At 43.6% G+C, this 24,403-nt stretch carries 15 protein-coding genes; 12 read left to right on the forward strand and 3 right to left on the reverse strand.

The window, feature by feature from the left end; translation table 11 throughout:
• Positions 1 to 265: 265 nt before the first annotated feature.
• From ABWY16_RS06665 to ABWY16_RS06680, 4 genes are all read left to right on the forward strand, one after another.
• Positions 266 to 2,968, forward strand: a complete 2,703-nt coding sequence (locus ABWY16_RS06665) for a glycoside hydrolase domain-containing protein (RefSeq protein ID WP_353903871.1) — start codon at positions 266 to 268, stop codon at positions 2,966 to 2,968.
• A 1-nt stretch (position 2,969) separates the two neighbouring features.
• A complete protein-coding gene (locus ABWY16_RS06670) occupies positions 2,970 to 5,144 on the forward strand; it encodes a right-handed parallel beta-helix repeat-containing protein (protein WP_353903872.1) in 2,175 nt (724 codons plus the stop codon).
• Entirely contained in the window at positions 5,144 to 5,830 is a 687-nt protein-coding gene (locus ABWY16_RS06675) for a carbohydrate-binding family 9-like protein (RefSeq protein WP_353903873.1), read from the forward strand. The genes ABWY16_RS06670 and ABWY16_RS06675 overlap by 1 nt, the downstream gene beginning before the upstream one ends.
• Positions 5,831 to 6,017: 187 nt before the next feature.
• Entirely contained in the window at positions 6,018 to 6,926 is a 909-nt protein-coding gene (locus tag ABWY16_RS06680; RefSeq protein ID WP_353903874.1) for a class I SAM-dependent methyltransferase, read from the forward strand.
• 40 nt (positions 6,927 to 6,966) lie between these two features.
• On the opposite strand, the gene ABWY16_RS06685 is transcribed toward ABWY16_RS06680, so the two are convergent.
• Positions 6,967 to 8,043: a substrate-binding domain-containing protein gene (locus ABWY16_RS06685; RefSeq protein WP_353903875.1), complete on the reverse strand. Its 1,077-nt coding sequence runs from the start codon at positions 8,041 to 8,043 to the stop codon at positions 6,967 to 6,969.
• A 323-nt stretch (positions 8,044 to 8,366) separates the two neighbouring features.
• Between ABWY16_RS06685 and ABWY16_RS06690 the strand changes: the two genes are divergently transcribed.
• From ABWY16_RS06690 to ABWY16_RS06710, 5 genes are read left to right on the forward strand one after another with little or no spacing between them, the layout of a single operon-like run.
• The gene (locus ABWY16_RS06690; RefSeq protein ID WP_353903876.1) at positions 8,367 to 11,528 is read left to right on the forward strand and encodes a DUF5107 domain-containing protein; all 3,162 of its coding nucleotides are present in this window, start codon (positions 8,367 to 8,369) and stop codon (positions 11,526 to 11,528) included.
• A gap of 4 nt (positions 11,529 to 11,532) precedes the next feature.
• Entirely contained in the window at positions 11,533 to 12,435 is a 903-nt protein-coding gene (locus ABWY16_RS06695; RefSeq protein WP_353903877.1) for a phytanoyl-CoA dioxygenase family protein, read from the forward strand.
• Positions 12,436 to 12,439: 4 nt separating this feature from the next.
• A complete protein-coding gene (locus ABWY16_RS06700; protein WP_353903878.1) occupies positions 12,440 to 13,279 on the forward strand; it encodes a sugar phosphate isomerase/epimerase family protein in 840 nt (279 codons plus the stop codon).
• Positions 13,269 to 14,555: a sugar MFS transporter gene (locus ABWY16_RS06705; protein ID WP_353903879.1), complete on the forward strand. Its 1,287-nt coding sequence runs from the start codon at positions 13,269 to 13,271 to the stop codon at positions 14,553 to 14,555. Before ABWY16_RS06700 ends, ABWY16_RS06705 begins: the two co-directional genes overlap by 11 nt.
• Before the next feature lie 2 nt (positions 14,556 to 14,557).
• Positions 14,558 to 15,898: a M28 family metallopeptidase gene (locus tag ABWY16_RS06710; RefSeq protein ID WP_353903880.1), complete on the forward strand. Its 1,341-nt coding sequence runs from the start codon at positions 14,558 to 14,560 to the stop codon at positions 15,896 to 15,898.
• Here the strand turns inward: ABWY16_RS06710 and ABWY16_RS06715 are convergent.
• Together ABWY16_RS06715 and ABWY16_RS06720 are read right to left on the reverse strand one after the other, a co-directional pair.
• On the reverse strand, positions 15,889 to 16,440 hold the full coding sequence (locus ABWY16_RS06715; protein WP_353903881.1) for an RNA polymerase sigma factor: 552 nt from the start codon (positions 16,438 to 16,440) through the stop codon (positions 15,889 to 15,891). The two genes, ABWY16_RS06710 and ABWY16_RS06715, sit on opposite strands and share 10 nt — an antisense overlap.
• 108 nt (positions 16,441 to 16,548) lie before the next feature.
• Positions 16,549 to 17,805 (reverse strand): YdcF family protein, encoded by a 1,257-nt coding sequence (locus tag ABWY16_RS06720; RefSeq protein ID WP_353903882.1) that lies wholly within the window; start codon positions 17,803 to 17,805, stop codon positions 16,549 to 16,551.
• 324 nt (positions 17,806 to 18,129) lie between these two features.
• On the opposite strand from ABWY16_RS06720, the gene ABWY16_RS06725 reads away from it, so the two are divergent.
• From ABWY16_RS06725 to ABWY16_RS06735, 3 genes are all read left to right on the forward strand, one after another.
• On the forward strand, positions 18,130 to 19,308 hold the full coding sequence (locus ABWY16_RS06725) for an ROK family transcriptional regulator (protein WP_353903883.1): 1,179 nt from the start codon (positions 18,130 to 18,132) through the stop codon (positions 19,306 to 19,308).
• Positions 19,309 to 19,425: 117 nt separating this feature from the next.
• The gene (locus ABWY16_RS06730; protein WP_353903884.1) at positions 19,426 to 22,755 is read left to right on the forward strand and encodes a SusC/RagA family TonB-linked outer membrane protein; all 3,330 of its coding nucleotides are present in this window, start codon (positions 19,426 to 19,428) and stop codon (positions 22,753 to 22,755) included.
• Between the two features lie 23 nt (positions 22,756 to 22,778).
• Positions 22,779 to 24,356, forward strand: a complete 1,578-nt coding sequence (locus tag ABWY16_RS06735) for a SusD/RagB family nutrient-binding outer membrane lipoprotein (protein WP_353903885.1) — start codon at positions 22,779 to 22,781, stop codon at positions 24,354 to 24,356.
• Positions 24,357 to 24,403 lie beyond the last annotated feature (47 nt).

A 24,403-nucleotide genomic window follows, 5' to 3' on the forward strand; every position in this document is an offset into this window, starting at 1 on the left:
GATTCGATAATGCCAAAGGGTTAGTGCTCGCATACAAAATTAATATTTGGTTCCGCGCACAAAGCATTTTAAAAGCGCTGTGTGCGAACACAATTTTAAAATTAATTTTTAATAAATCCTAATTTTTTTTTATGTTTGGCTATACCCTAACTCAATAATCTTCAGTGAGGTATAAAAAAACCATATATAGATAGTATTTGAACATTCCCGGGCTTTAGCGATCAGGAATAACCCCATAAGAACCACGCTGACAATAACCGTTTATATGAAAAAACTCCTTACCATAAGTTTGATCCTGACCAGTTCATTTAGTTACGCACAAAATAAGGACAAACTTACCCATGCCATTGACGTGGATGCTATCAGGCAAACGGAATTAACAGGCGATATCGGACTGCGTCCTACTGTCATGTCTTTGATGGCCAGACCAGCCAGTGTAGATGCTTACCTGAAGAAATTTCCGGCAAAAAAGTATTTCACCTTTCCGGAGCGCAGGGAAAATTCAATCAGGCTGCTGGACGGCCTGCCTGAAAAATGGCTTTCATATAGTGCCGCAGCATCCGGCTCCTTTACTGATCAGGCAAAACCCGGTGAGTACTTTGTTTTCCAGGTGGGTGTATACGCATCCGGCGTCCCGCTAAAAGATATAAAGGTTAAAATTTCAACATTGCAAGGCAGCGGGCTACAGATAAAAGATGTGACCTGCTTTAATACCGGCGGCATCTCCTTTAAAGGCGATGAATTTCATAAAGCACTACACCTCGGTGCAAAAAAAGTGCTGCCGCTTTGGTTTGGTATACAAATACCAGAGAACGCCAAAGGCTTATTTAGGGGAAACGTTGAGATCAAACCGGAAGGGCTCCCTGTTACCACAATCACCGTTAACCTTCATGTAAGTGGCACCGTGGTAGAAAACCGCGGGTATAATGATCAGAATTCACTGTCCCGTTTAGCCTGGCTCAATTCTAAAATTGGTTTGGATGATGATATCACTACCGGATATCAACAGCTGGTACGCAACCGGAACAATATCTCAATCCTTGGCAGAAATATCATCCTCACAGCAACCGGCCTGCCGGCAACAATTGACACATACTTTGATCTGAACAATGAAAAGATCCTGCCTGAAGGCCAGCCTATACTGGCTAAACCCCTGGAATTTATTGTTGCACAGGGCGGTAAACCGATGAAATTTAAGGTGGGTCTTACACAATTTAAAGACCATCTGCCGGGAGCCAGCAGCTGGGAAACAAAACTCATCAATGCCGATATGGTGATCACCCTGAAAGGCAGGGCAGAATATGATGGCTTTATCGGCTACACTGCGCTGGTTACCCCTTTGAAAAACACTTCAGTTGATGACATCAGGCTGGAAATCCCGATGCGTCCGGAGAAAGCGGTTTACATGATGGGACTGGACAAAGAAGGCGGATTTTCGCCTAGGGAAGACTGGCACTGGAAATGGGACGTACTGGAGAAACACCAGGACGAAGTATGGATGGGCGCAGTCAATGGCGGGCTGAAAGTGAAACTGAAAGGAAAAAACTACCGCCGCCAGCTGGTAAACATATATTACCCTTACGGACCACTGAAAGAACCTGAATCGTGGGGCAACAACCATAAAGGGGGAGTAGATATAACTAAAGCAGACAATGCAGTGCAAATCAAAGCTTATTCCGGACAGCGTAACCTGCTGAAAGGGGAAACTTATGAGTTCGACTTTGAATTGCTGATCACGCCCTTTAAAACAATCAATAAGAACATCCTGTTCAATGACCGCTATTATCATTCTGACATTGATACGAGCCTGAATTTCATTAAGGTAGCCAAAGAAAAAGGCGCGGACATCGTGGTGGTCCATCATAAAAAAGACATCTATCCTTTTATCGATTATCCATTCCATGAAGAAAACGTGCCCGATCTGAAGGCATTTATTGACAGTGCTCATGTGAACGGACTACAAACACAACTCTATTATACCACCCGCGAGCTTACAGTGAACGCACCGGAACTATGGGCCATGCGGGCACTGGACAATGAGATCATATACCCCGGCCAGGGTATGGCAACACGTACACTGGTTAATCCCAAAGGGGTACATCCCTGGCTGGGCGAAAATCTGAAAGAAAACTTTATCCCGGGATGGGTGGCCACGTTTACGCATGGAAAGTATAAGGGAAGACAGGATCTTGCAATTCTGACCACTCCGGATTCAAGGTTGAATAACTTTTTCCTGGAGGGGCTCGACTGGATGGGTAAAAATCTGAAGATCGACGGTATTTACATGGACGACCTGGCGCTGGACAGGGAAACGATGAAAAGGACCCGTAAAGTGCTCGACCGTGAGCGGCCGGGGGCAAAAATTGATATGCATACCTGGAACCATTACAATAAATATGCAAAATGGGCTTCATCCCTGAACCTGTATATGGACATGCTGCCCTTTATCGATCAGCTCTGGGTAGGTGAAGCCCGGGATTACAACCGTTCTTCAGACTACTGGCTGATTGAAGTAAGCGGGATCCCTTTTGGCCTGACCTCCCAAATGCTAAACAAGGGGGGGAATAAATGGCGTGGCATGACTTTCGGCATTACCAACAGGCTGGGCTGGTACAGGTCTACCTCTCCCGAATACCTGTGGAAATTCTGGGATGAGTACCATATCGACAAAAAAGAAATGATCGGCTTCTGGAACCCCTCCAGTCCGGTAAAAACCGATAACACGGATACGGAAGTGAGCATTTATAAAGGAAAGGATGAAGTGATTATCGCTGTAGCGAACTGGACCAGCAAGGAGCAGAAATGCAGGTTAAAGATCGACTGGCAGGCCCTGGGCTTTTCGCCGGAGGAAGTGACTGCGGAGATCCCTGAAATTACAGAGTTTCAGGAGAAAAAATCTGTCAGTTTAAAAAACGAGCTCAGCCTGGAATCAGAGAAAGGATTTTTGATCGTGATGAGAAGGAAATAAGATGAAAAGAGCCTGTTTTTTTAGTTTTGTTTTGTTGAGCATGCTGTTGTTAAACTCAGGTTTTTCAACGGCACATGCCCAGGGCATCATTAAGATTTTCGTTTCGGCACATGGCAAGCCTAATGCTTCAGGCAGTAAAAAAGATCCAGCGGGGAGTATTTCCTCCGCACTGGAAATTGCAAAAGAAGCAACTGCCGCAAATCCCCGGGCAATTAGCATATTGCTGCGCGAAGGAACATATTTTCTGGACCATACACTTGAGCTGGTACAGGGCAAAACCTGGGACTCTGCTGTCCCCTTAACTATTGCCGCCTATGGTAAGGAAAAAGCAGTTTTACATGGGGGCAGCGTTGTGCGTCCGGACTTGATAAAAGAGGTGTCCGATAAAAGTTTCGCTGCCCGCTTTAGTCCGGAGGCAGCTAAGCGTATCCGGCAGATCAACCTGAAAGAGGCAGGCATCAGCAATACCGGTAAACTGCATGCTTTTGGATTTTCGCGGCCAATGTCTCCTTCCTGGCTGGAGATCTTTATCAACGACCAGCCGGGAAAACTTGCCCGCTGGCCAAACGACAGCACAGTGCTGATCAAGGCTGTCTTAGACAGTGGCTCAATGCCCCGCTGGGGAGATAAAAGTAACCGAGGCGGTAAATTTACCTATGCGGACACAAAGCGGCCTTCAAGATGGAAGGATCCGGGCAAAGCCTGGATTGCAGGATACTTTAAGTGGGGCTATGCGGATGATGCCGTGCAGCTAAATAACATTGACACACTGAAATCTGTGATCACTACACAAAGTCCCTCGTATTACGGATTTGGCAGCGGTAAACCCTGGCGCGCCTGGTATGCTTATAACCTGCCGGAAGAAATTGACCTTGCAGGCGAATATTATGTGGATGAAGAAAGCAAAATGCTCTATTTTATGCCAGCGGATTCCCTGAAAAAAGTAGAGATATCTGTCCTTGAAACACCGATGATGGCCATTGAGGGAGTAAGCCATGTAACGCTGAGAAATCTGTACTTCACTTGCAGCAGGGGCATGGGAATTTCAATGGAGCGCACAACAGCTGTACTTATAGACGGTTGTACATTTTCGAATCTGGGGATGATGGGCATTTATATGGGCAAAGGCATTCAGCCTGAGGATCCCGCATCAAATATCGGCGGGACACCCGCTTCAAGAACCGCAGGAAACATTGTACAGTATGTGTATGAACACAGTACCTTCGACAGGGAAGCCGGTACAAAAAATGGCATTGTCAATTGTGAGATCTACAATACCGGCAGCGGCGGAATTTACATGAGCGGCGGTAACCGCCTTAGCCTTGAGGCTGGGGATAACTATGTTAACAACTGTAGCATACATGATTTCACGAGGATAGAAAAAACCTACAGGCCAGGCATTTGGATCACCGGAGTGGGCAATAGTATTACACATTGTGATGTTTATAACTCTCCATCGGTAGGAATATTCCTCCATGGCAACAACCACCTGATTGAATACAATAACCTGCACGACCTGGGTACGGATGCAGATGATATGGGTGCTTTATACTTTGGCCGCAACCCTTCAGAACTGGGCAACGTAACCCGCTACAACTACTTTCATCACATTGGGGGCAAGCACAAAACAATGGCCATTTACCATGATGACGGGGCTTGTGGAATGCAGGTCTATGGTAATCTTTTTTACCAGGCTGGCACCGTAGCAGGATTTATAGGCGGCGGCAGGGACAACGTATACACCAATAACATCTTTATCTATACTCGATTTGCCACACATATTGATGAACGGTTAAAGGATTGGGCAAAGGCCATGCTGGTTAAGGATGGTTTATACCAGCAACGCCTGGAAGCAGTAAACTTTAATAAAGCACCCTATGCCATACGATACCCCCGTCTGGCGAAATACTGGGATGACGATCCTGCAATTCCCAAACGCAACACCTTTTCGAAAAATGTACTTGTAAATATTGCTGATACTACTGAAGGTAAAGCGGCATGGCTGCCTTTCCTGAAGGATAACTATGTAACTAAAAAAGATCCCGGCTTTAAAGATTATGTGAACGGAGATTTTAGATTGAAACACAAATCCGAGGTATGGCGATGGATCACAGACTTTAAAGCTCTTCCATTAAAGAAGATTGGATACCGGTACAAAAGAAACTTTGCCAGATAATGAAGACTGTATTAGAAATACCCTATTTAACGGATTTTAACCAGCATTCCTCAGCTGAAGAACTGGCCGTGTATCTGAACGATCTGCCCAGCCATTGGCTTTTGTATACTCCCTGGCAGCAGCTAATGCACAGACCGGCCGTATCTTTTGTCATCGCCCATGGCGAAGGCGCAATCTTTCTGAAGTATTTTGTGGAAGAAGAAACTTTACGGTCTACCTATCTTCAGCCAAATGATCCGGTATACAATGATAGCTGTGTAGAATTTTTCATAGCTTTTGCAGGGGAGGAAAACTATTATAATTTCGAGTTTAACTGTGCAGGTACCTGTCTTGCGGGATTTGGTAGCGGGAGGGAAAGGCTACTCCTGCCGGCAAAGGACATTTTGAAGATCAGGCATCACTCCCGTTTACTAAATTTGAAAGTGAGACCGGAACATCAGCAAAGCCAGCCTTTACCAGTAAGCAAACAGCATCCGGTCCAATGGGAACTTACTGTGGTCATTCCTGCAGACGTTTTTATATATCACGACTTGAGTACCTTCAGAAACATCAGCAGCAGGGGCAATTTTTTTAAATGTGGCGATGCGCTTCCTGAACCCCATTACCTGACCTGGAACAATATTGTATCGCCCTGCCCGGATTTTCACCAGAAAGAGTTTTTTGCAGCAATGGATTTTCTATCCTGATTTTATTGAACAGATGACTGGTTTTACACAATACCCAAAATTAACTAACCGAAGGCGAAATTATATTGCTTGTCAATTTGCATTTTTTTTTCTAATCTTGTTTACTGTGCCCTGCAAAATTTACATCTTACGGGAATGCACATTTGACGCTAAATCCGGACCACAAAATCATAATTGAAGAAATCAGATGTTTCAAGAAGAAAGCTACAATAAACACGGGGAGTGGTACAATACACATTTCCCAACCGAGGAGTCAAAAAAAGCCTTTTTTCAGAAATTCAGGGATGCTGATCAGAATACAATCAACAACTGGCTCCAAAAAATATTATTTTCCTGTATTGATCCATTGCTGGGCACTGCGGGTATAAGCTGGCTGACAGTGGGTGATGCCTATGGGCTTGACGCACATTATATCCATACAAATAATCCCAGTCATACTGCACATGCGAGTGATCTGAACAGCGACTTCCTCGAGGTAGCCAGTAAAGAAGGCTTTGTTTCCAGCTTTTCAGCTGAAAATGCAGAGAAGCTTTCGTTTGAGAACAACACCTTTGATTATGTGCTTTGCAAAGAATCTTACCATCACTTTCCCAGGCCATACATGGCCGTATATGAGATGCTGCGCGTTGCTAAAAAAGGCGTGGTAATTATTGAACCTCAGGACCCGATCTCCAAAATGCCCGTATTGTTGTTCATCACCAACATTCTCGCTGCCATAGGCGATAAGATGGTAGGCAAAGTCTGGAAAAACAGGTTTTCCTATGAACCTGTGGGGAATTTCGTGTACAAGGTTTCGGAACGGGAATTTGAAAAACTGGCTGCCGGTATCAATTTACCTTTTGTGGCTTTCAAAAGAATAAATCCTAATTTTTATTTCAAAGGTGCAGAAACTGAGAAGGCAACGGAGGACAATGCACAGTTTAGGAAATTGAAATTCAAGAAAAAAATAGTTGATACAATGGTTAAGCTGGGCATCATCTGCAGTCAGGCTGTAGGCACTATTATTTATAAGGAAATGCCCACAGCAGCAGAAATCCTGCAGCTGGAAGCCGCAGGATTTCATACAGTAAGAGTTCCTGCAAACCCATACCTGTAAAGGTGCTGGCAACGTTCCCGCTGCTGCGGCAATAAAATATTTATAAACGGTTGTACAACATCGATTCGTCAATATAATAATTCAGGTTCTCTTTTGTCACAATGTCAAGCGGCAGAAATTTCACCGCCGAAATCTCTTTTTTAAATACCAGATGATCTACCAGCTGGTTGATCCCCCAATACCCCTGCCCTAAGGGATTCTGGTTGATCAGAAAGCTGATCAGCCCTTTATTGAGATAATACAGATTTTGCGGAATCAGGTCATATCCAATGATTTTGATGTGGGTGATAAATTTCTGTTCAAAATACTTTGCAATTTCATGCGCCTTTGAGGTAGTTACAAAACAAAACTGTATCTGCGGATTTCCTTCAAATATCGCATCCAGCTGTGCTACAAACTTTGCGTAATTGCTTCTGTTGAGTTCTGCCTTAATGATCTCATAATGGTGGTGCAGGTTATTCTGCACGAAATAATTTCTAAGTCCCTGTTCTTTCTTGGTGAGGTGGGCAGAATTACTGGTCTCTTCATCAATGTGCGCCACCAGTACGGATGGGGGTTGTGGTTGTCCGTAATGGATTAGCTTACCGGCTACCATTCCGCTCTGATAAGAATCCTGACCGATATAACTTAGCGGATCAAACTCAGGGATCTGGGTATTAAACAGCACAAAAGGGATTTCTTTCTCTTTCCACAATTCGAAAAAAGGAACGACTTCGCGGTAAAACATAGGGGCCAGCAATATCCCGTCAGGATTAGCCTCCGTAGCCTCTTCGGCCTTTTTTATAAATGATTCTGCATCATAGGGATTAAATATAAACAGGCTCACTTCAACGCCATATTGCCGGGCTTCCCTTGCGGCCTTTTCAATACCTGTTTTCGGATCATTCCAGTACCCGTCTATTCCGGGATCTCCTATCAGTGCTGCAAAATGATATACCTTTTTCGTTCCTAATGCACGGGCCATAAAATTTGGCTCGTAATTCATCTCTTCAATTATCTTCAGGATCTTCTCCCTGACCTTTTCTGAAACATTCCCCCGATCGTGCAGGACGCGGTCAACAGTACCCGTCGACACTTTCGCCTTGAGCGCAATATCCTTAATACGGATGTTCTTCATATTCAATTATATCATAAATGTTGCACAAATGTATTTAATTAGCCGACAAACAAAAAGATATACTTGGCACATCACTTTGTCTGCTGTCCTTATCCGGCTGAAATGCTGGTAAAAAGCGGTTCATTATCAAATGTTGGTAAGATATCACAAAAAATGTATACGTATTACAAAAAAAATAAATTTTGATGGTTTAAATACAATTTAAGTAGTTGTGTGCGTGCACATTTATTTGTGCTATTCCTTGCTTTTATATATTTTGTTAATTATGTTTGAGTTATCCAAACTACCGCATTCTATCTGATCACTTAATAACAGGCATAAAAATGGCAAATGAGCAAAAGAATATTGAAAGGGCTTTTATCAGGAAAGAACTGGTAATGCTCGATACATATCCTTTTTCTGATCCCAGCCCTGTACCTGAGTTTGGCAGGCTCTACCCCTACAACCGTTTTGATGGTTACGCCTATGCCTCCAGTTCTCAGTCCTGGGAGATGGTCGTGATGGAGAACAAATACATCAAACTTTGGGTCAACCCTTCTGTTGGAGGCAAGATCTGGGGAGCCATGGAAAAATCTACCGGTAAAGAGTTTATATATTTTAACAATTCGGCCAAATTCAGGGATGTTGCCATGCGTGGCCCATGGACATCTGGCGGCATGGAAATCAATATGGGGATTATTGGCCATAGCCCCTCCTGTTCATCACCGGTAGACTACCACCTTTCTGAAAACAGTGACGGCAGCGTAAGCTGTTTTATAGGGGCAACAGACTGGCCCTCGCGTACGGAATGGAGGGTTGAAATCCGCCTGGATAAAGATGCAGCCAGCTTTAGCACACGCAGCTGGTGGTATAACCATAACTGCCTCAGCCAATCCTATTACCAGTGGAACAACGCGGGCATCAAGGTTTCCGGAAATCTCGAATATATCTTCCCAGGCAACAAACGGATCGGACATTACGGCAATGCACAGAGTTGGCCGCTGGATGAAGAAGGCAGGAGAATATCTTTTTACGACCAGAATGACCATGGTGAATATAAATCATACCATGTTGTGGGTTCTTTCAGTGATTTCTGGGGATGCTACTGGCATGACGACCAGTTTGGCCTTGGGCACTCCTCTTCGTACGATGATAAACCAGGCAAGAAAATCTGGATCTGGGGATTATCGCGTTACGGGATGATCTGGGAAGATCTGCTGACGGATACCGACGGGCAATACAGTGAACTGCAGTCGGGCAGGCTTTTCAATCAGAGCATCGCATCAAGTTCCAAAACCCCTTTTAAACACAGATCCTTTCTGCCTTACACACTCGATTGCTGGGAAGAAAAATGGTTCCCCGTCAAAGACACCAAAGGTTTAACATACGGTGATCAGCAACTTTCGTTTTACCTGGAAGAAACTGAAGGCATACAGCAGCTGAATATCTGCGCAAATGCACTACTGAACCATACTCTGAAAGTATTTCATATAGGGCAGGAAATACTATCTGAGCAAATCCTGCTGCAACCCATGCAGAACCTGAGTTTCGTACTGCAGCATTTTGTAAGTCTGGATCAGGCGGTTGTATGGCTGGATGACACTATAATTTACAACGGCCCGGAGCTGAACCAGCCACTTAAACGTCCGGCAGAAACTGATGAAGCTTATGATTTTAACTCGGCCCAGGCTTTATGTATACAGGCCAGGGAATGGGAAAGACAGCGTTTTCATGAAAAGGCTATCCAGTATTACCAGCTCTGCCTTGAGCAGGACCCGTTTTTTCTGGAAGCACTCACAGGGCTTGCGGAACTGCATTTTAAACATTTAAAGTTTGATGAAGCCTTACAATTACTGATGACCGCGCTAACCATTGATACCTATCATGGTGAAGCGAATTATTTATATGCACTGGTCAATGACCGGCTGGGACAGTACGTGGATGCTAAAGACGGATTCTCCATTGCGAGCCAGTCGTCCGAGTACCGTGTCCCTTCCTTTATAGAAATGGCAAAGCTGTTCTTACGTGAAGGACAACTGGACAAATCGTTAAGTTATGTGAGCAAAGCTGCACAATATCACCATGACAACCTGCAGGTGGCTTATTTAAACATGATTATCCACAGACTAAAAGGAAACAGCGAAATTGCACTGGGCCTCTGCAAAAAGGTATTAGCAGATGACCCTATCAATTATCTTGCAAGATTTGAAATGAGTCTGGACAATAATGGTGTTCCCCGGAAACTGACTGCCAGTGAACTGCCCTATGAAACTTATATTGAACTGGCGATCTTTTATTTCAGGCTGAACTTATACACAGAAGCACTCGATTGCCTGTCCATTGCACCGGATTACGCAATGGTCCATTTATGGAAAGCTTACATATCCGCACTTACGGGGCAAAAAGAAGAGAGCCACAGGGCAATGGTAAGGGCCGCGTTATTGTCGCCACACTTTGTATTCCCGCACCGCGAAGAAGATGTAAAAGTATTGCGCTGGGTGGTAGAAAATCATGGCGACTGGAAGTTCAGGTATTACCTGGCGCTGGCCTGCATTCAAAATCTGGACACAGCAACAGCACTGAAGCTATTGCAAAGCTGTGCTGATGAACCGGAGTCCTATCCCTTTTACAAAGTGCGGGCTGATCTGCAAAAAGGAAAAGATGAAAATGGACGCCTGCACGATTTAAAAAAGGCGGCTGAACATGCCCCCGGGGAATGGAGAACGGCATACGACCTGACGAAATATTACGCTGAGCACCAGGATTGGGCAAAAGCATTACCTGTTGCCGAAAAAGCCGTAAATTCACATCCAGACAATTACTACCTGGGCCTTCAGCTTGCCAAATGTTATATGCAGACACAGCACTTTGAAAAAGCGATTGCCCTGATGAAAAACATCCGTGTACTGCCAAATGAAGGCGCATCTGAAGGCAGGAACAGCTGGCGGGAAACCCATTTGCTGACCGCTTTATCAGCGATAGACAAACAGGACTGGAAAAAATCGGTATTTCATATTGAGGAAGCCCGAAAATGGCCGGAAAATATGGGTATAGGAAAACCTTACCATGTAGATGAGCGGCTGGAGGATTTCATGCAGCTTATCAGCCTGGACGACTCAGATAAAGCAAAAACGAAGGAACTGATCCTGCGTATGGCAACCTACAGAAATAAAAACCCCGAAAGTCCCTATGGCTCTGCAGATTTTATCAGCATGGTTCTTTTGAGGGCTACAGGAGAACATAAGGCCGCTGCCGTTGTTGCGGAGAACTGGGCAAAACAGGCTTCTGATGAACTGGCCTTAAAATGGTCAATGGCCTGCCTGCAGGGGAATACAGAAGATATAGAACAACTATCATTGCTGGAACCACCCGTAAAAACGGCAATGCCTTACGAGATCCTTTTCGAAGACAGGCCATTCCTTTTTATCAAGCAATTGTACAAAAGGGGACTGTTTAACAAGTACATCCAAACAGATAAATCAACCCTGGTAATCATTAAAACCTAAGCAAATGGAAACGAACCAACTCCAAGACCTTTCTGCATACCATCAGCTGGTATCGGATTTTTTCAAATGGCCTGCCAGTAAAGAAGAATGGGAACAGTACCGCCTGACTGATGATCAGGTGAATTTCTTTCAGGAACACGGCTATCTGGCCGGGATAAAATTTTTAGAAGAGTGGCAGGTAGACCAGCTGAACCACGACCTGATCAGGATGATGGACCCCAACCTGCCTGACCATACCCTGTTCCACCAGTTTTTCTCCAATGCCTCCACTGATCCTGACTCTGTATTATTTCATGCTTTAGGCGCATGGAGAATCACTCCCGGCTTTCATGACATTTTATGGAACCCAGCATTTGTGATGGCAGCGAGCCAGCTCCTGGGTAACAGGGCCGTACGCTTCTGGCACGATCAGCTGTTTTGTAAACCGGCAAAACATGGTGGCGTTGTCGCATGGCACCAGGACTATTCTTACTGGACCAGGACGATCCCGATGCAGCATCTGACCTGCTGGGTGGCCCTTGATGATGCCACTACAGAAAATGGCTGCATGTATTATGTTCCCAAGAGCCACAACTGGGGCCTCCTGCAAAAACCTGAACTGGCCGGAGAAATGGAAGGCCTGATGGAGTTTTTAACGGAAGAACAAAATGCCGCCTTTCATCCCGTACCAATTGAGCTCAAGAAGGGATATGGCACTTTTCACCATCCCCTTCTGGTGCATGGATCTTATGAAAACCGGTCTGACAGGTCCAGAAGAGCTTTCGTACTGAATATGTTTGCCGATGGTACAGTTTCGGATACGGAACAGACGCTGATGCCTGGAACGCCGGCAATACCAAAAGGCGAAAGCATCAGCGGGCAGTTTTTTCCGCTGCTGATAGATCCGGAAACCGAACTAGCAGTATAAGCCAATGGAGATCCTGTTTTTTTGTACGCGCTGGGGAAGTGAGCAGCTGAGCTGGGACAGTTTCTCCCGGAAAGTGAGGGATGCAGGGTTTGACGGCATTGAGAGCAGTCTGCCAGGTCATCCCACTGAGCAGGAGCAGATGATGGAAGGACTGTCAAAACACGGGCTGAAGTTTATCGGTGTTCACTGGGATACCCTTACGCCAAACTTCAGCAACCACAAAAGTGAGATGGAAAAGCGGTTATTTGCGCTGGCCGCAGCAAACCCTTTATTTATCACCTCCCATACTGGAAAAGACCATTTCAGCTTTGAGCAGAATGTTGAGTTACTGACCCGGGCAGAAGAGATCAGTTTATTAACAGGAGTACCGGTGCTACATGAAACCCACAGGGGGAAGTTCAGTTTTGCAGCCCATATCACCCGGGCGTTCCTGGAGCGGCTGCCCTGGTTAAAGCTTACGCTGGATATTTCACATTGGTACACAGTGGCAGAGAGTTACTTGCAGGACCAGCATGAGTCGCTGGAACTGGCGCTGATCCATACTTCCCATATCCATTCGAGGGTAGGCTTTACACAGGGGCCACAGATTACCGATCCCCGTTACCATGAATGGCAGGAAGCCCTGCAGCACCATCTGATCTGCTGGGATAAAGTAGTCGGTATTCAGAAAAATGAAGGTTCACAAAGATTTACATTTACATCGGAGTTTGGCCCCTATCCGTATATGGCATCCTCCATTTCAGCGAATGCGGTATCCGGATGCCAGTGGGACCTCAATACTTATATGAAAGACCTGCTCAAAGGCAGGTATACAAACATTTTAACCAAAGATTATGCTGGCTGAAACTACTGCTATTGAAGTATCCGCAAGTGAAAGGCTGAACAAACAGATTGTCACCATTGGTGCTTTCTTTTTCATATTCGGCTTTATCACCTGGGTAAACGGAACTCTTATCCCCTACCTCAGGATAGCCTGCGAGCTTGAAGAATGGCAGGCATACCTGGTAACATTTGCTTTTTATATCTCCTATACGGCAATGGCTATCCCTTCTAGTAAATTACTGGAATATACGGGTATGATTAAGGGAATGCGCGTTGGGCTGATAATCATGGCCATGGGCTGTGGACTATTCATTCCGGCAGCACTGATGCGCTATTACCCCTTGTTTTTACTCGGCCTGTTTGTAGTTGGAACCGGCACCACCTTACTGCAAACTGCCGTTAACCCATACATTACGCTGCTTGGCCCGCCGGATAAAGCTGCGCAGCGTATCAGTATGATGGGCATCTGCAACAAGTTTGCCGGAGTAATTGCCCCGCTGATACTGGGGGCAATCATCCTGAATAACTCTGACGGGCTGATCCGGGAACTGGAACAGATGACGCTGGCACAAAGAACTATCCGGCTGGACAACCTTGCCCATGCAGTAATCCTGCCCTATATCGGAATGGCGCTGATCCTCATGCTGATTGCTTTCCTGATCAAGTTTGCGCATTTGCCCGAAATCGGTCCTTCAGCCGTGGCTTTTGATGAAAGTGCAGATACAGGACTGAACAGCAAACAGCGTTTGAACTTTTTACTGGGTTTTATTGCTACATTTTCTACCGTAGGACTTGAGGTTATCGCTGGTGATACCATCGGGAACTATGGAATTTATCATGGTTTATCGTTAAATGTTGCAAAAAGCCTTACCTCCTATACCCTGGCCAGTACAATGGCCGGATACATCTTTGGCGTATATGCCATTCCCCGGCTGATTGCCCAGGAGAAAGCTTACCTCTATTCTGCCTGGCTGGGCGTTCTGATTTCAGTACTGGTGATCTTTGCTCCCGGTGTAAGTTCGATCGTATTTGTGGCCTTGCTGGGTCTGGCTAACGCCTTGTTATGGCCTGCAATCTGGCCGCAGGCGCTCAGGGGATTAACGGGCAAAATGCTGAACCGGGGATCTGCCATCCTGATCATGGGCATTGCAGGCGGCGCCATTATGCCGCTGGTGTATGGCGCCCTGGCTAAATACACAAACAATCAATACGCTTATTTAATTTTAATACCTTGTTACTTCTTTAATGTCTGTTATAGCCGCAGAGGAAAAAGACAGGCAGCAATCACAACGGAATAACCATGTTCAAATTATTTTTTAAGCAGTACACATCAGCTCATCAGAAAACCGTCTTTATCCGAATTACAACAGTGGTATTTTTATTTCAGCTGGGTTTTACCAACGCTGATGCACAAGTTGCGCGTTATGGGCACCGCATCGTAAGTAAACTGGCCTCTGCTCAATTTAAAGGGCGGGGTTATGTAGAAGAGGGTGCAAAAAAAGCATCTGCTTTTATTGCTGAAGAATTTGCCAAAGATGGATTAACTCCTTTTAATTCCGGTTCCTGGTTCCAGGACTATCATCTTTCTGTGAATACGTTCCCTGGCGTTGTATTTGTTCAGCTGGACCATAAAACTTTAACAACTGCAGTTGACTACCTCGTTAGTGCATCCAGTCCTGCTGTAAAAGGTAAATTTAACGTTATCCATATCAGCCGCTCGCAGCTTAGCGGCGCAGCTTCCGCAGTTAAGGTAGCAGCAAATGCAGAAGATGCTTTTATCTTACTGGATAACAGGCCGGAAAAAAACGAAACTGCGGCAGACGCAAAACAGATTGAAACAAATGTAGAGCGGCTGCAATATGATGAAAAGCTTCGGTTTAAAGGATTACTGATTTATACAACAAAAAAGCTCACCTGGACGACCGAGACTTATCAAACAATAAGACCGGTGATCACCATTAATAAAAAAAACCTTGATCTGAAAAGTATCGATCAGCTGAACATTCAGATAGATGCTAATTTTATTTCAGATTACCAGCCGCGGAATGTAGGAGGGGTTGTAAGGGGAACCGAAGTACCGGATACAATGCTGGTCGTTACCGCACATTATGATCATCTGGGCATGATGGGCAAAAAAGTTTATTTCCCGGGAGCAAATGACAATGCCAGCGGCACTGCACTGATGATGAGCATGGCCAGATATTACGGAAGCCATCCGGGTAAATACACCATGGTGTTTATTGCCTTCTCAGGAGAGGAGATTGGCATGCTGGGTTCCCAGGCTTTTGTGGATCAGCCGCTGATCGATCTGAAAAAGATCAAATTCCTGACGAATTTTGATATGGCAGGTACCGGGGAAGAAGGCATCAGGGTAGTTAACGGCAGTATTTACAGGAAGAGGTTTGACCAGCTGGTGGCGCTGAATACGAAATACGATTTATTACCAAAGGTAGATATCCGGGGAGAATCCTGTAACAGTGACCATTGCAGATTCTACGAGCGGGGTGTTCCCAGCTTCTTTATCTATACGCAGGGAGGGATCAGGGCTTACCATGATATATACGACCGGGCGAAAACACTGCCGCTGACTGCATTTGATCATTATTTTACGCTGATGCAGAAATTCTTTGATCAGTTGTAAAGGCTAAACAGTAAAAACAAAAACAAGGCAAAAATTTCTGGATGATTCTCCTTTAATATGATCCTTAATCGTTTTAGCGCTTCAGAAATATTATTCCGGACTGTTTTCTCTGAAATATTCAGGAGGTCTGCGATCTCTCGGTTTTTCTTCCCTTCATTTTTGCTCAGCTGGTAACACTGGCGGGTGGTTTCGGGCAAAAGGTCCACGATGACATTGATTTGTTGGTGCAGCTCATGGGCCATTGTATTCTCTTCAGCAGAATGGTCAAGCGTATTTAAGCCTTGGAGCAGAATACCTTCGTTTTTCAGCTGGATGTTTTTTTTCCTGAAAGCGGATATGACCTGGTTTCTGGCAACAATGTACAGATAGGGCTGCATGTCTCGGATGGTATGCAAAGTATCTTTTTTGAGCCACAGCTCCATAAATATTTCCTGAACAACATCTTTAGCGTCTTCCAGATCAGGAAGACGAAGGTTTACAATCGCAAAAACACTTTTCTTATGTTCCTGATAGAATTCCTGAAATAAGTCTTTATCCATCATGATAATTATTCAACCGCACCTTTGCGCTCAAAAGTAGGCTTATCGTATATGCATGGCATTAACCCATTGTTAAGAATATGTTAAACAACATATGGAATATATTGCAGCTCAGGGGTCCATGGGTTCATCAAAATCGATCTGGAGTGAAACCGCAAGCGGATATATTTCAGCTTCGGTAGCTGAGAACCGTTTCCCAACTTTATACGGTACATATCCAAGTTCTTTTTGTGTCCTTGCCGGTAATAAATCAGTAATGTTATAACTCTGGGATTTTGCCGTGGATGTGATAAAAGGTTTATCCATAGGAAAGCCATACCTGAAGATCAATCTCGCGCAGTTGCGCATATTGGTTGTTGTATGTCTGGCATGTGGTTCCGCCAGTATCGCATATTCCGGGATATGCAATGTACTGATCAAAAACTTTTTCATTTCCAGGGCTTCATTGTATTTGGTTTTATAGGGGTGCACACATCCGCCCGAAACCATGATGAAAGGCGCCAATCCGTTTTGGTACTGTAATGCGGCCAGCCGGCATCTGAGCATCCCTCCTGCGCTGAGCTCTGTATCTTTATCCTCAGGGCCTTCTCCAGGAACAAGGATAAGAGTATATTTATACTGAGACCACTTTATTTTTTTTGCGTAGTCCAGCGCAGCTTTGTTAACTGTTTCGGCCATCGGCTCTTCATCTGCTACCTGATTGCGCCCATTCATTTCCAGGCTGTGTATGGCAAACAGCATTGTGGGGGTAAAAAACAGACCTTCTTTTTTAGACTCGCTTACAGACAGGGTGGTATTTAAAGCAAGCAGCTCTGGGTAACCCCTATCTCTGATATTGAAACTGATAGAATCTATCAATGGATAATTTGGTTTTTGTCCGCCTCCATAAACGCCGATGGTGTGATTTATTGCTGCTGCATCCTGTTCCCATGTTTTCATCAGCATGTCGCGGCCGGTTAGTCCGGCGTACAAAATATAACATCCGGATGGCAGCAGGTGTTTGTTTACCAGCCTGCCAAGTTCATTTTCCGGCTTATACAGTTCTCCCAAACGGCTGCTCACCTGCATGATTTCCGCTGCACTAAATTTTACAGCCTGGATATAACATGCCACATCTTTGCCACAGCTCCTTATGGCTTCGGCAATACGTTCATCTTTCATTCTGCCTATTTCCGAAAGCACAGGATCAGCCGCCAGCATTTTTTTTAGTTCAGGAATCTGTCCGAATAAAGTTAACAGGTAATAATTTTTGGAAGCCACATAGTTAGTACCGCTGATTAATTTATAAGCAGGATCAGGAAATGATTTCTGAGCAAAGCAGGAAATAGCAGAGAAAATAAAGATGAGGGTTAGCGTGCTGTATTTCATTCTCAAAAATAAGATATGATCCTATCAAATGATATTAATTTTTCAGCAACGTAAGATTAAGAATTTATTGCCCCGGGCGACGGTTATCAATAAAAATTGCTGGCTGTTCATTTTAAATTAACATCAAAATACAGAAGGCATCAATCAAAAATTGATAAGGATCTCAAAATTTTATAAAGTCACTCAAAAAATGAATGTAGTAACATCTAATATACAGCCAGTTGTATTCGTAACGATTTCTAAAAAAAAATATTTAAAAACTAACCTAAAAATTTTAAAGTGTCATTTTTCTTTTATAGTTTTAACAAAATATTAACAATGTCGATGCTCTCTCTCACATTATCCGACGCTCATCTGTCTATTATTAAAGCTATATACTTTAATAAAATAGTCAGTTCTCTGGAGATCAGTAAGGTCACCGGAGCGAGTATTCCTACGATCACCAAACATATTGAAGAACTGATTTCAGGAGGATACATTGTTGAGAAAGGTTTCGCACAATCTACCAGCGGCAGAAGGCCAGTAGTATACTCACTGGTTGCCGACAGAAACTATATTCTTTCGGTTGCAATGGACCAGTTCTATACCCGTATGGTAATAGCCGACCTCAGCGGAACCTTTGTAACAGAGATCACTGAAACCGAAATCAATCTCAACGAGGATTCTTCAGCTTTAGATAAGTTAATTGCAGAAATCAACGCTTTTATCACCGCGTCAGGCATCGATCGGAGTAAAATATTTGCGGCGGGTATATCTATGCCGGGATTTGTGGATGTAAAAGACGGCAATAACCGCAGCTTTCTCCATACCAAAGGCACAACACTCCGTGAACAGTTAACACATGACCTGGATTTGCCGGTATTTATTGACAATGACTCCAGCGTAATTGCCCTGGCAGAACTGAAATTTGGCATTGGCAAGACAAACAGCGAGGCCATGGTGATCAATCTGAGCTGGGGTATCGGACTGGGAATTATCATTAACAGTAAGATATACAGAGGCTTTAAAGGATACGCAGGCGAGTTCAGTCACATTCCGATCTTTGATAACGATAAGATCTGCAGTTGCGGTAAAAGGGGCTGTCTGGAAACACAAGCATCTTTAATCACTATTGAAGACAGCGCCTTGGAGGAAATCAACAATGGTGCATTTACCAGTCTGAAGATCGAAGAAGGCAAAGTGGACATCACAGCCGTAATTACAGAAGCAATGAAGGGCGATTCATTGTCGATCAAACTTTTATCCTACGCTGGCTACCAGATCGGCAGAGCTATCGCCATTCTGATCCATATTTTAAATCCGGAGAAAATTGTTTTGAGCGGACGCGCCAGCAAAGCCGGAAAATTTCTGCTTCCGCCTGTGCAGCAGGCTATCAACGACTATAGTATTCCAACCATTACAGAAGGTACTGAAATTATAATATCTAATATGGGCTTTGATGCCCAGCTCATTGGCTCCGCAGCATTGGCTGTAGAGCACATCAGTAAAGAGTTTTTTGTATAAAGCCTTTCCCGTACCAGCTATCAGGATTTCATAAAGCAAGCCTATAATACCCTTACAATAAATAATACCAATTACTAAATCAATTAACTAAATCAATTTATCAAACAATCAAGAAGTATGCAAAAATTTTACATGTTTTTTAAGTGTTCATTAGTGCTGATGCTGGTTTTCCTGGCAAATGCTGCTTTTGCACAAATCACGGTTACCGGTACGGTAACTGATGACGTTGGTCCCCTACCCAATGTAAGCGTTCGTATCGTAGGAAAGTCTGCAGGCACACAAACCAATGCCAGTGGAAAATTCACCATCGGTGCTGCACAGGGCGACGTACTGAGATTCAGTGCTGTTGGCTTTGCTGCAAGACAGGTAACAGTAGGAAGTGAAACTACTATCAATGTCAAATTAACTGAAGACAACAGCCAGTTAAACGAAGTTGTTGTTACAGCTTTTGGTATCAAAAGAGAAGCTAAAGCTTTGGGTTATGCTTCGAGTACTGTTAGTGCTAAAGAATTGACTGAAGCTGGTAATACTAACCTTGCCTCGGCTCTTTATGGTAAAGCTGCGGGTGTAAAGATCAATACTTCACCAGGTGGTGCGAGTAGTGCGGTAAACGTTCAGATCCGTGGTATTAACTCCATCAACTACAACTCACAACCTTTATATGTTGTAGATGGTGTTATTTTGAGAAACAACGGACAAAATGGGGCTGGTGGTGCAAACAACGGTGGTTTTTATGATGACCAAAGAATCCGTGGTAATGGTATCCTGGATGTTAATCCGGAGGACATTGAAAGTCTGACAGTACTGAAAGGTGCAAGTGCAACTGCTTTATATGGATCTGATGCAACATCCGGAGTAATTGTAATCACCACTAAAAAAGGGATTAAAGGTAAAGGTCTAGGAATTGATTTCAACTATTATGGAACAATAGAGAACGCTGCCTTCTTGCCTGATTACCAAAACGTTTATGGCCAGGGATATGACAGGGCAACTAACCTTTCGGTAGGTGCACAGGAAGATGGTTCTTTTGCTGATGCTGCTTCACCTGCAGGATTCCGTCCGAATTTCAGAGCTTACAATAACTTTGGACCAAAAATGGAGGGTCAGATGGTAAGATGGTGGGACGGCTCTATCCGTGCTTATTCTCCACAGCCTGATAACTACAAAAACATTTTCAGACAGGGATACAGTGGGTTGGCAAACGTTTCCATTTCCAGCCAATCGGACAAAGTTGATTACCGTTTATCAGCTTCACGTTTAGATTACAATGGTATTCAGCGTGAGTCTAATCAGAAGAAAAACACTTTTGCATTCAATAGTACGGTTAAAATATCTCCTAAAGTGAGTATTGACCTGATTGCAAATTATGTGAACACTATTACGCACAACAGGCCATATCTTACAAACAGACTTGCTGCCTCTTATGATGGTTTCTTTGGAAGAGAAGAAGATACTAATCTGATTCTTGAGAAATTTCAGACTTCCCAGGGTTACAAATGGGTACCTTTTAACCAGACTAACAGAAATCCTGCTGAAGCTTTCGTATTCAACGTAAGACCAAACTTGTACGACTATTTCTGGAGTACTCAGAAAAACACATATGACGAAAATGAAAACCGTCTTTATACCAGTGCATCACTGAACTGGGATGTGGTTAAAAACCTAAAATTCAGAGGACGTATCGGTAATGATTATACAGGGAAAAATATCGAAGACAGACAGTACAATGAATATCCAGTAGCATTTAACGCAGGTACAAGTACAGGAGCGTACAGCGTTTCTAAAGGTATATATTCGATCGTCTATGCGGATGCATTGTTAACCTATGGAAACAAAATTGCAAAAGACCTGAATTTCACGGCTAGTGGTGGTATTACAACAAGGAGAGAGCGTTACAATGATCAGTCTTCAGGAACCAGCAATGGTTTGGTAATCGAGAACTTCTTCTCACTAAGTAACTCTACTGGAATTCTGTCGACTAGCTCTACAAGACAGGAACTGACCAAATACGGTTATTTCGGTATTCTGAACTTTAACTACAAAGACTACTTATTCTTAGAGGGAACAGCTCGTCAGGAAGCATCTTCTACCCTTCCATCTGAGAATAATACTTATTTCTATCCTTCAGTTAACGCAGGTTTTGTATGGTCTGATGCTTTTAAATCAAGTATGCCATCCTTCCTTAGCTTTGGTAAATTAAGAGGATCTTACGGTGTCGTAGGTAACCCTGCACCAATGTACCAGTCGAACATCCTATACACACTGCAATCACTGCAGACAGTAAATGGATCAGTTCCTCAGTCACAGATTGCCAGTGCTTACGGAAACAGTACTTTAAAACCTGAGAAAAAATACGAGAAAGAGATTGGTATCGAAACAAGAATGTTCAATAACAGGTTTGGATTTGATCTGACTTATTATGATAACAAGATCAAAAATATCATCCTTAATCTTCCTGTTGCACCGAGTGTAGGTGCTGCTTCACAAATTGTGAACGTTGGAGAAATTGGCAACAAGGGTTGGGAACTTGCCATGAATGGCACACCTTTAACCGGTGCCTTCAAATGGGATGTGAGAGCAAATGTTGCATTAAATACTACTAAAGCTTATTCATTAGGTAACGGAATTACCGAAATCGGTGTTTATTCTGCAGAAAGTAATGCCATTAAAGTGGTTATCGCCCCTGGTGAAAAACTGGGTACAATTTTCGTGAACCCTCTGCAAACTGATGCAAGTGGAAGAAACGTAATCAGTTCTGATGGTTTCCATGTGATTGACCAAACCCGTTACGTAAAAGCAGGAAATGTTCAACCAGGTGTAACTGGTGGTGTTGCGAATACTTTCAGCTACAAAGCTTTCTCACTGAACGTGATGGTAGATTACCGTTTTGGTGGTCAGCTAGTATCATCTCCACAAAAATATGCTTTGGGAGCTGGCATGTATAAAAGCACCTTGAAATACCGTGATACAGAAAATGGTGGTTTAACGTATTATGTAAATCCAGCTGGTACTTATGTTCAGATACCGGTTACTCAAACGGCTGGTCCTAATGGAGAAAAAGTTTACCACGACGGTCTGATACTTCCAGGTGTTTATGCAAACGGACAACCAAATACTACAATCATTGATGCTGCCAACTATTATGAGAATGAGTTTGCTGCTTCAGGAGATTCAAACAATCAGGAAGGTGCTATCTATGATAACAGCTTTATCAAGTTAAGAGAAGTAACCTTAGGCTATACTTTACCTAACACCATTTCTAAAAAATTGGGTATGACCAACCTGAGAATATCCCTAATCGGAAGAAACCTGATGTATTTCTGGAAAACTCTTAAAAACCTGGATCCGGAAACTGTAGTGGGTAACCAATGGTACAGACAAGGTGTTGATGAGGGATCATTACCGGCAACACGCAGTTATGGATTCTCTATCAACGCTAAGTTTTAATTCACGATCTTATATATATCAAAATGAAAAAAATATTCTTAAACATATTCCTTCTGCTTTTCGTCGCAGCTACGTTCAGTGCCTGCAAGAAAACCCTGGAAGAGCAATATAACAACCCTGAGAAATCATCGATACAAAGTATCCCGACTTTCTTCACAGCTTTTCAAAACAATGACCGTATCAGACCTGCTTACTGGAATGTTCGTACTTTCCTCTTGATGCAACCTGCTGTCTACTCTCAAACCGCATCCTATTCAAATGGTAACGACAGTTACAAACAACAGGACAGTTATATCAACCAATATTGGAATGACTTCTATTATCCAGCAGGAAATGGCAGTGGCCCAATGGCATTATTCCGCCAGATGGAAGCTACATTCAAAAGCCTTTCTGCGGCTGATCAGGCAAGTCAGAAAGTTTTCTTGGAAGCTGCAAGGATTTCCTTGATTGATCAGGCTGCTCAGATGGTAGATCTGTGGGGTGATATTCCTTACAGTGAAACTGGTAGCCTTGAAACCTCAAGTACTATTGTTAATCCAAACTTTGACGATCAGAAAGCTTTGTATACTTCATTCATCAGTGATTTAGATGCATCAGCAACATTTTTTGCTACAGCCACTACAAATGCCGCTTTTACAAAACAGGATATTATGCTGGCCGGAAGTACTGACAAATGGAGAAGATATGCGAATTCTTTGCGTTTACGTTTATTGATGCGTATATCCAATGTCGATGAGGCTACTGCTAAAACTGCAGTAACTGCAATGTTGTCTAACAGTACACAATATCCGTTATTAGATGGTGGTAATGTAGCTGCATACAGCCCTGCAACAAGCGATGTATTATTAACACCACTTACTACAAATAATGACAATCTGAACAGTGCTTTGACTGAGATTGGAAGTTACTTTGCGACTGACTACCTTCTAAACAAGGTAATGCTTCCTGCAAATGACCCAAGAATTCCGGTAATGTATGATAAATATGGTAGGACTGTGAATGGAACATTTGTACCAAACAAAACTTTCAGGGCTATGCCAATTACTTATACTACAGGACAAACAGATACAGCATTTGCTTCTTATTCAATCCTGGATTCAGCAACATTCCTTCAGAATAAAAATCTGCCGGGTATCGTTTTCACAGCTTCTGAAACCAACTTCCTGAAAGCTGAGGCTTTTGAAAGATGGGGTGGTGGTGCAGCTCAGACTGCGTATGAAACTGCAATCAAGCAATCTGTCTATTTCTACTATTACCTTAATGGATTGGGACGTGGAACAACAGTTACTCCAACTGATGTAAACACTTTCCTGACTGCAGCTAACGTAGCGTATACAGGTTCAAGTGCAGATAAGCTGACTAAAATTTACACGCAGAAATGGGCTAGTTTCAGCTTCCTGCAAAGTAAACAAGCCTGGGCCGAAGTAAGAAGGACCAAAATCCCTGCACTTACCTTCCCAACTGCAGGTAAGTTAAATGGATTTGAAACGCCTCCAACAAGGTTATTATATCCAACTTCAGAAATTCTGAACAACAGTAATTACTCTAAAGTAAGACCAAAAGACACCAGATTAACAAAAATCTTCTGGGACGTTAAGTAAGAATAACGAGACGCTTATATTAAACATCCATATTAAGTGATGTAACT

This window comes from Pedobacter sp. (assembly GCF_040513095.1).
In the GTDB taxonomy this organism is placed as follows: Bacteria; Bacteroidota; Bacteroidia; order Sphingobacteriales; family Sphingobacteriaceae; genus Pedobacter.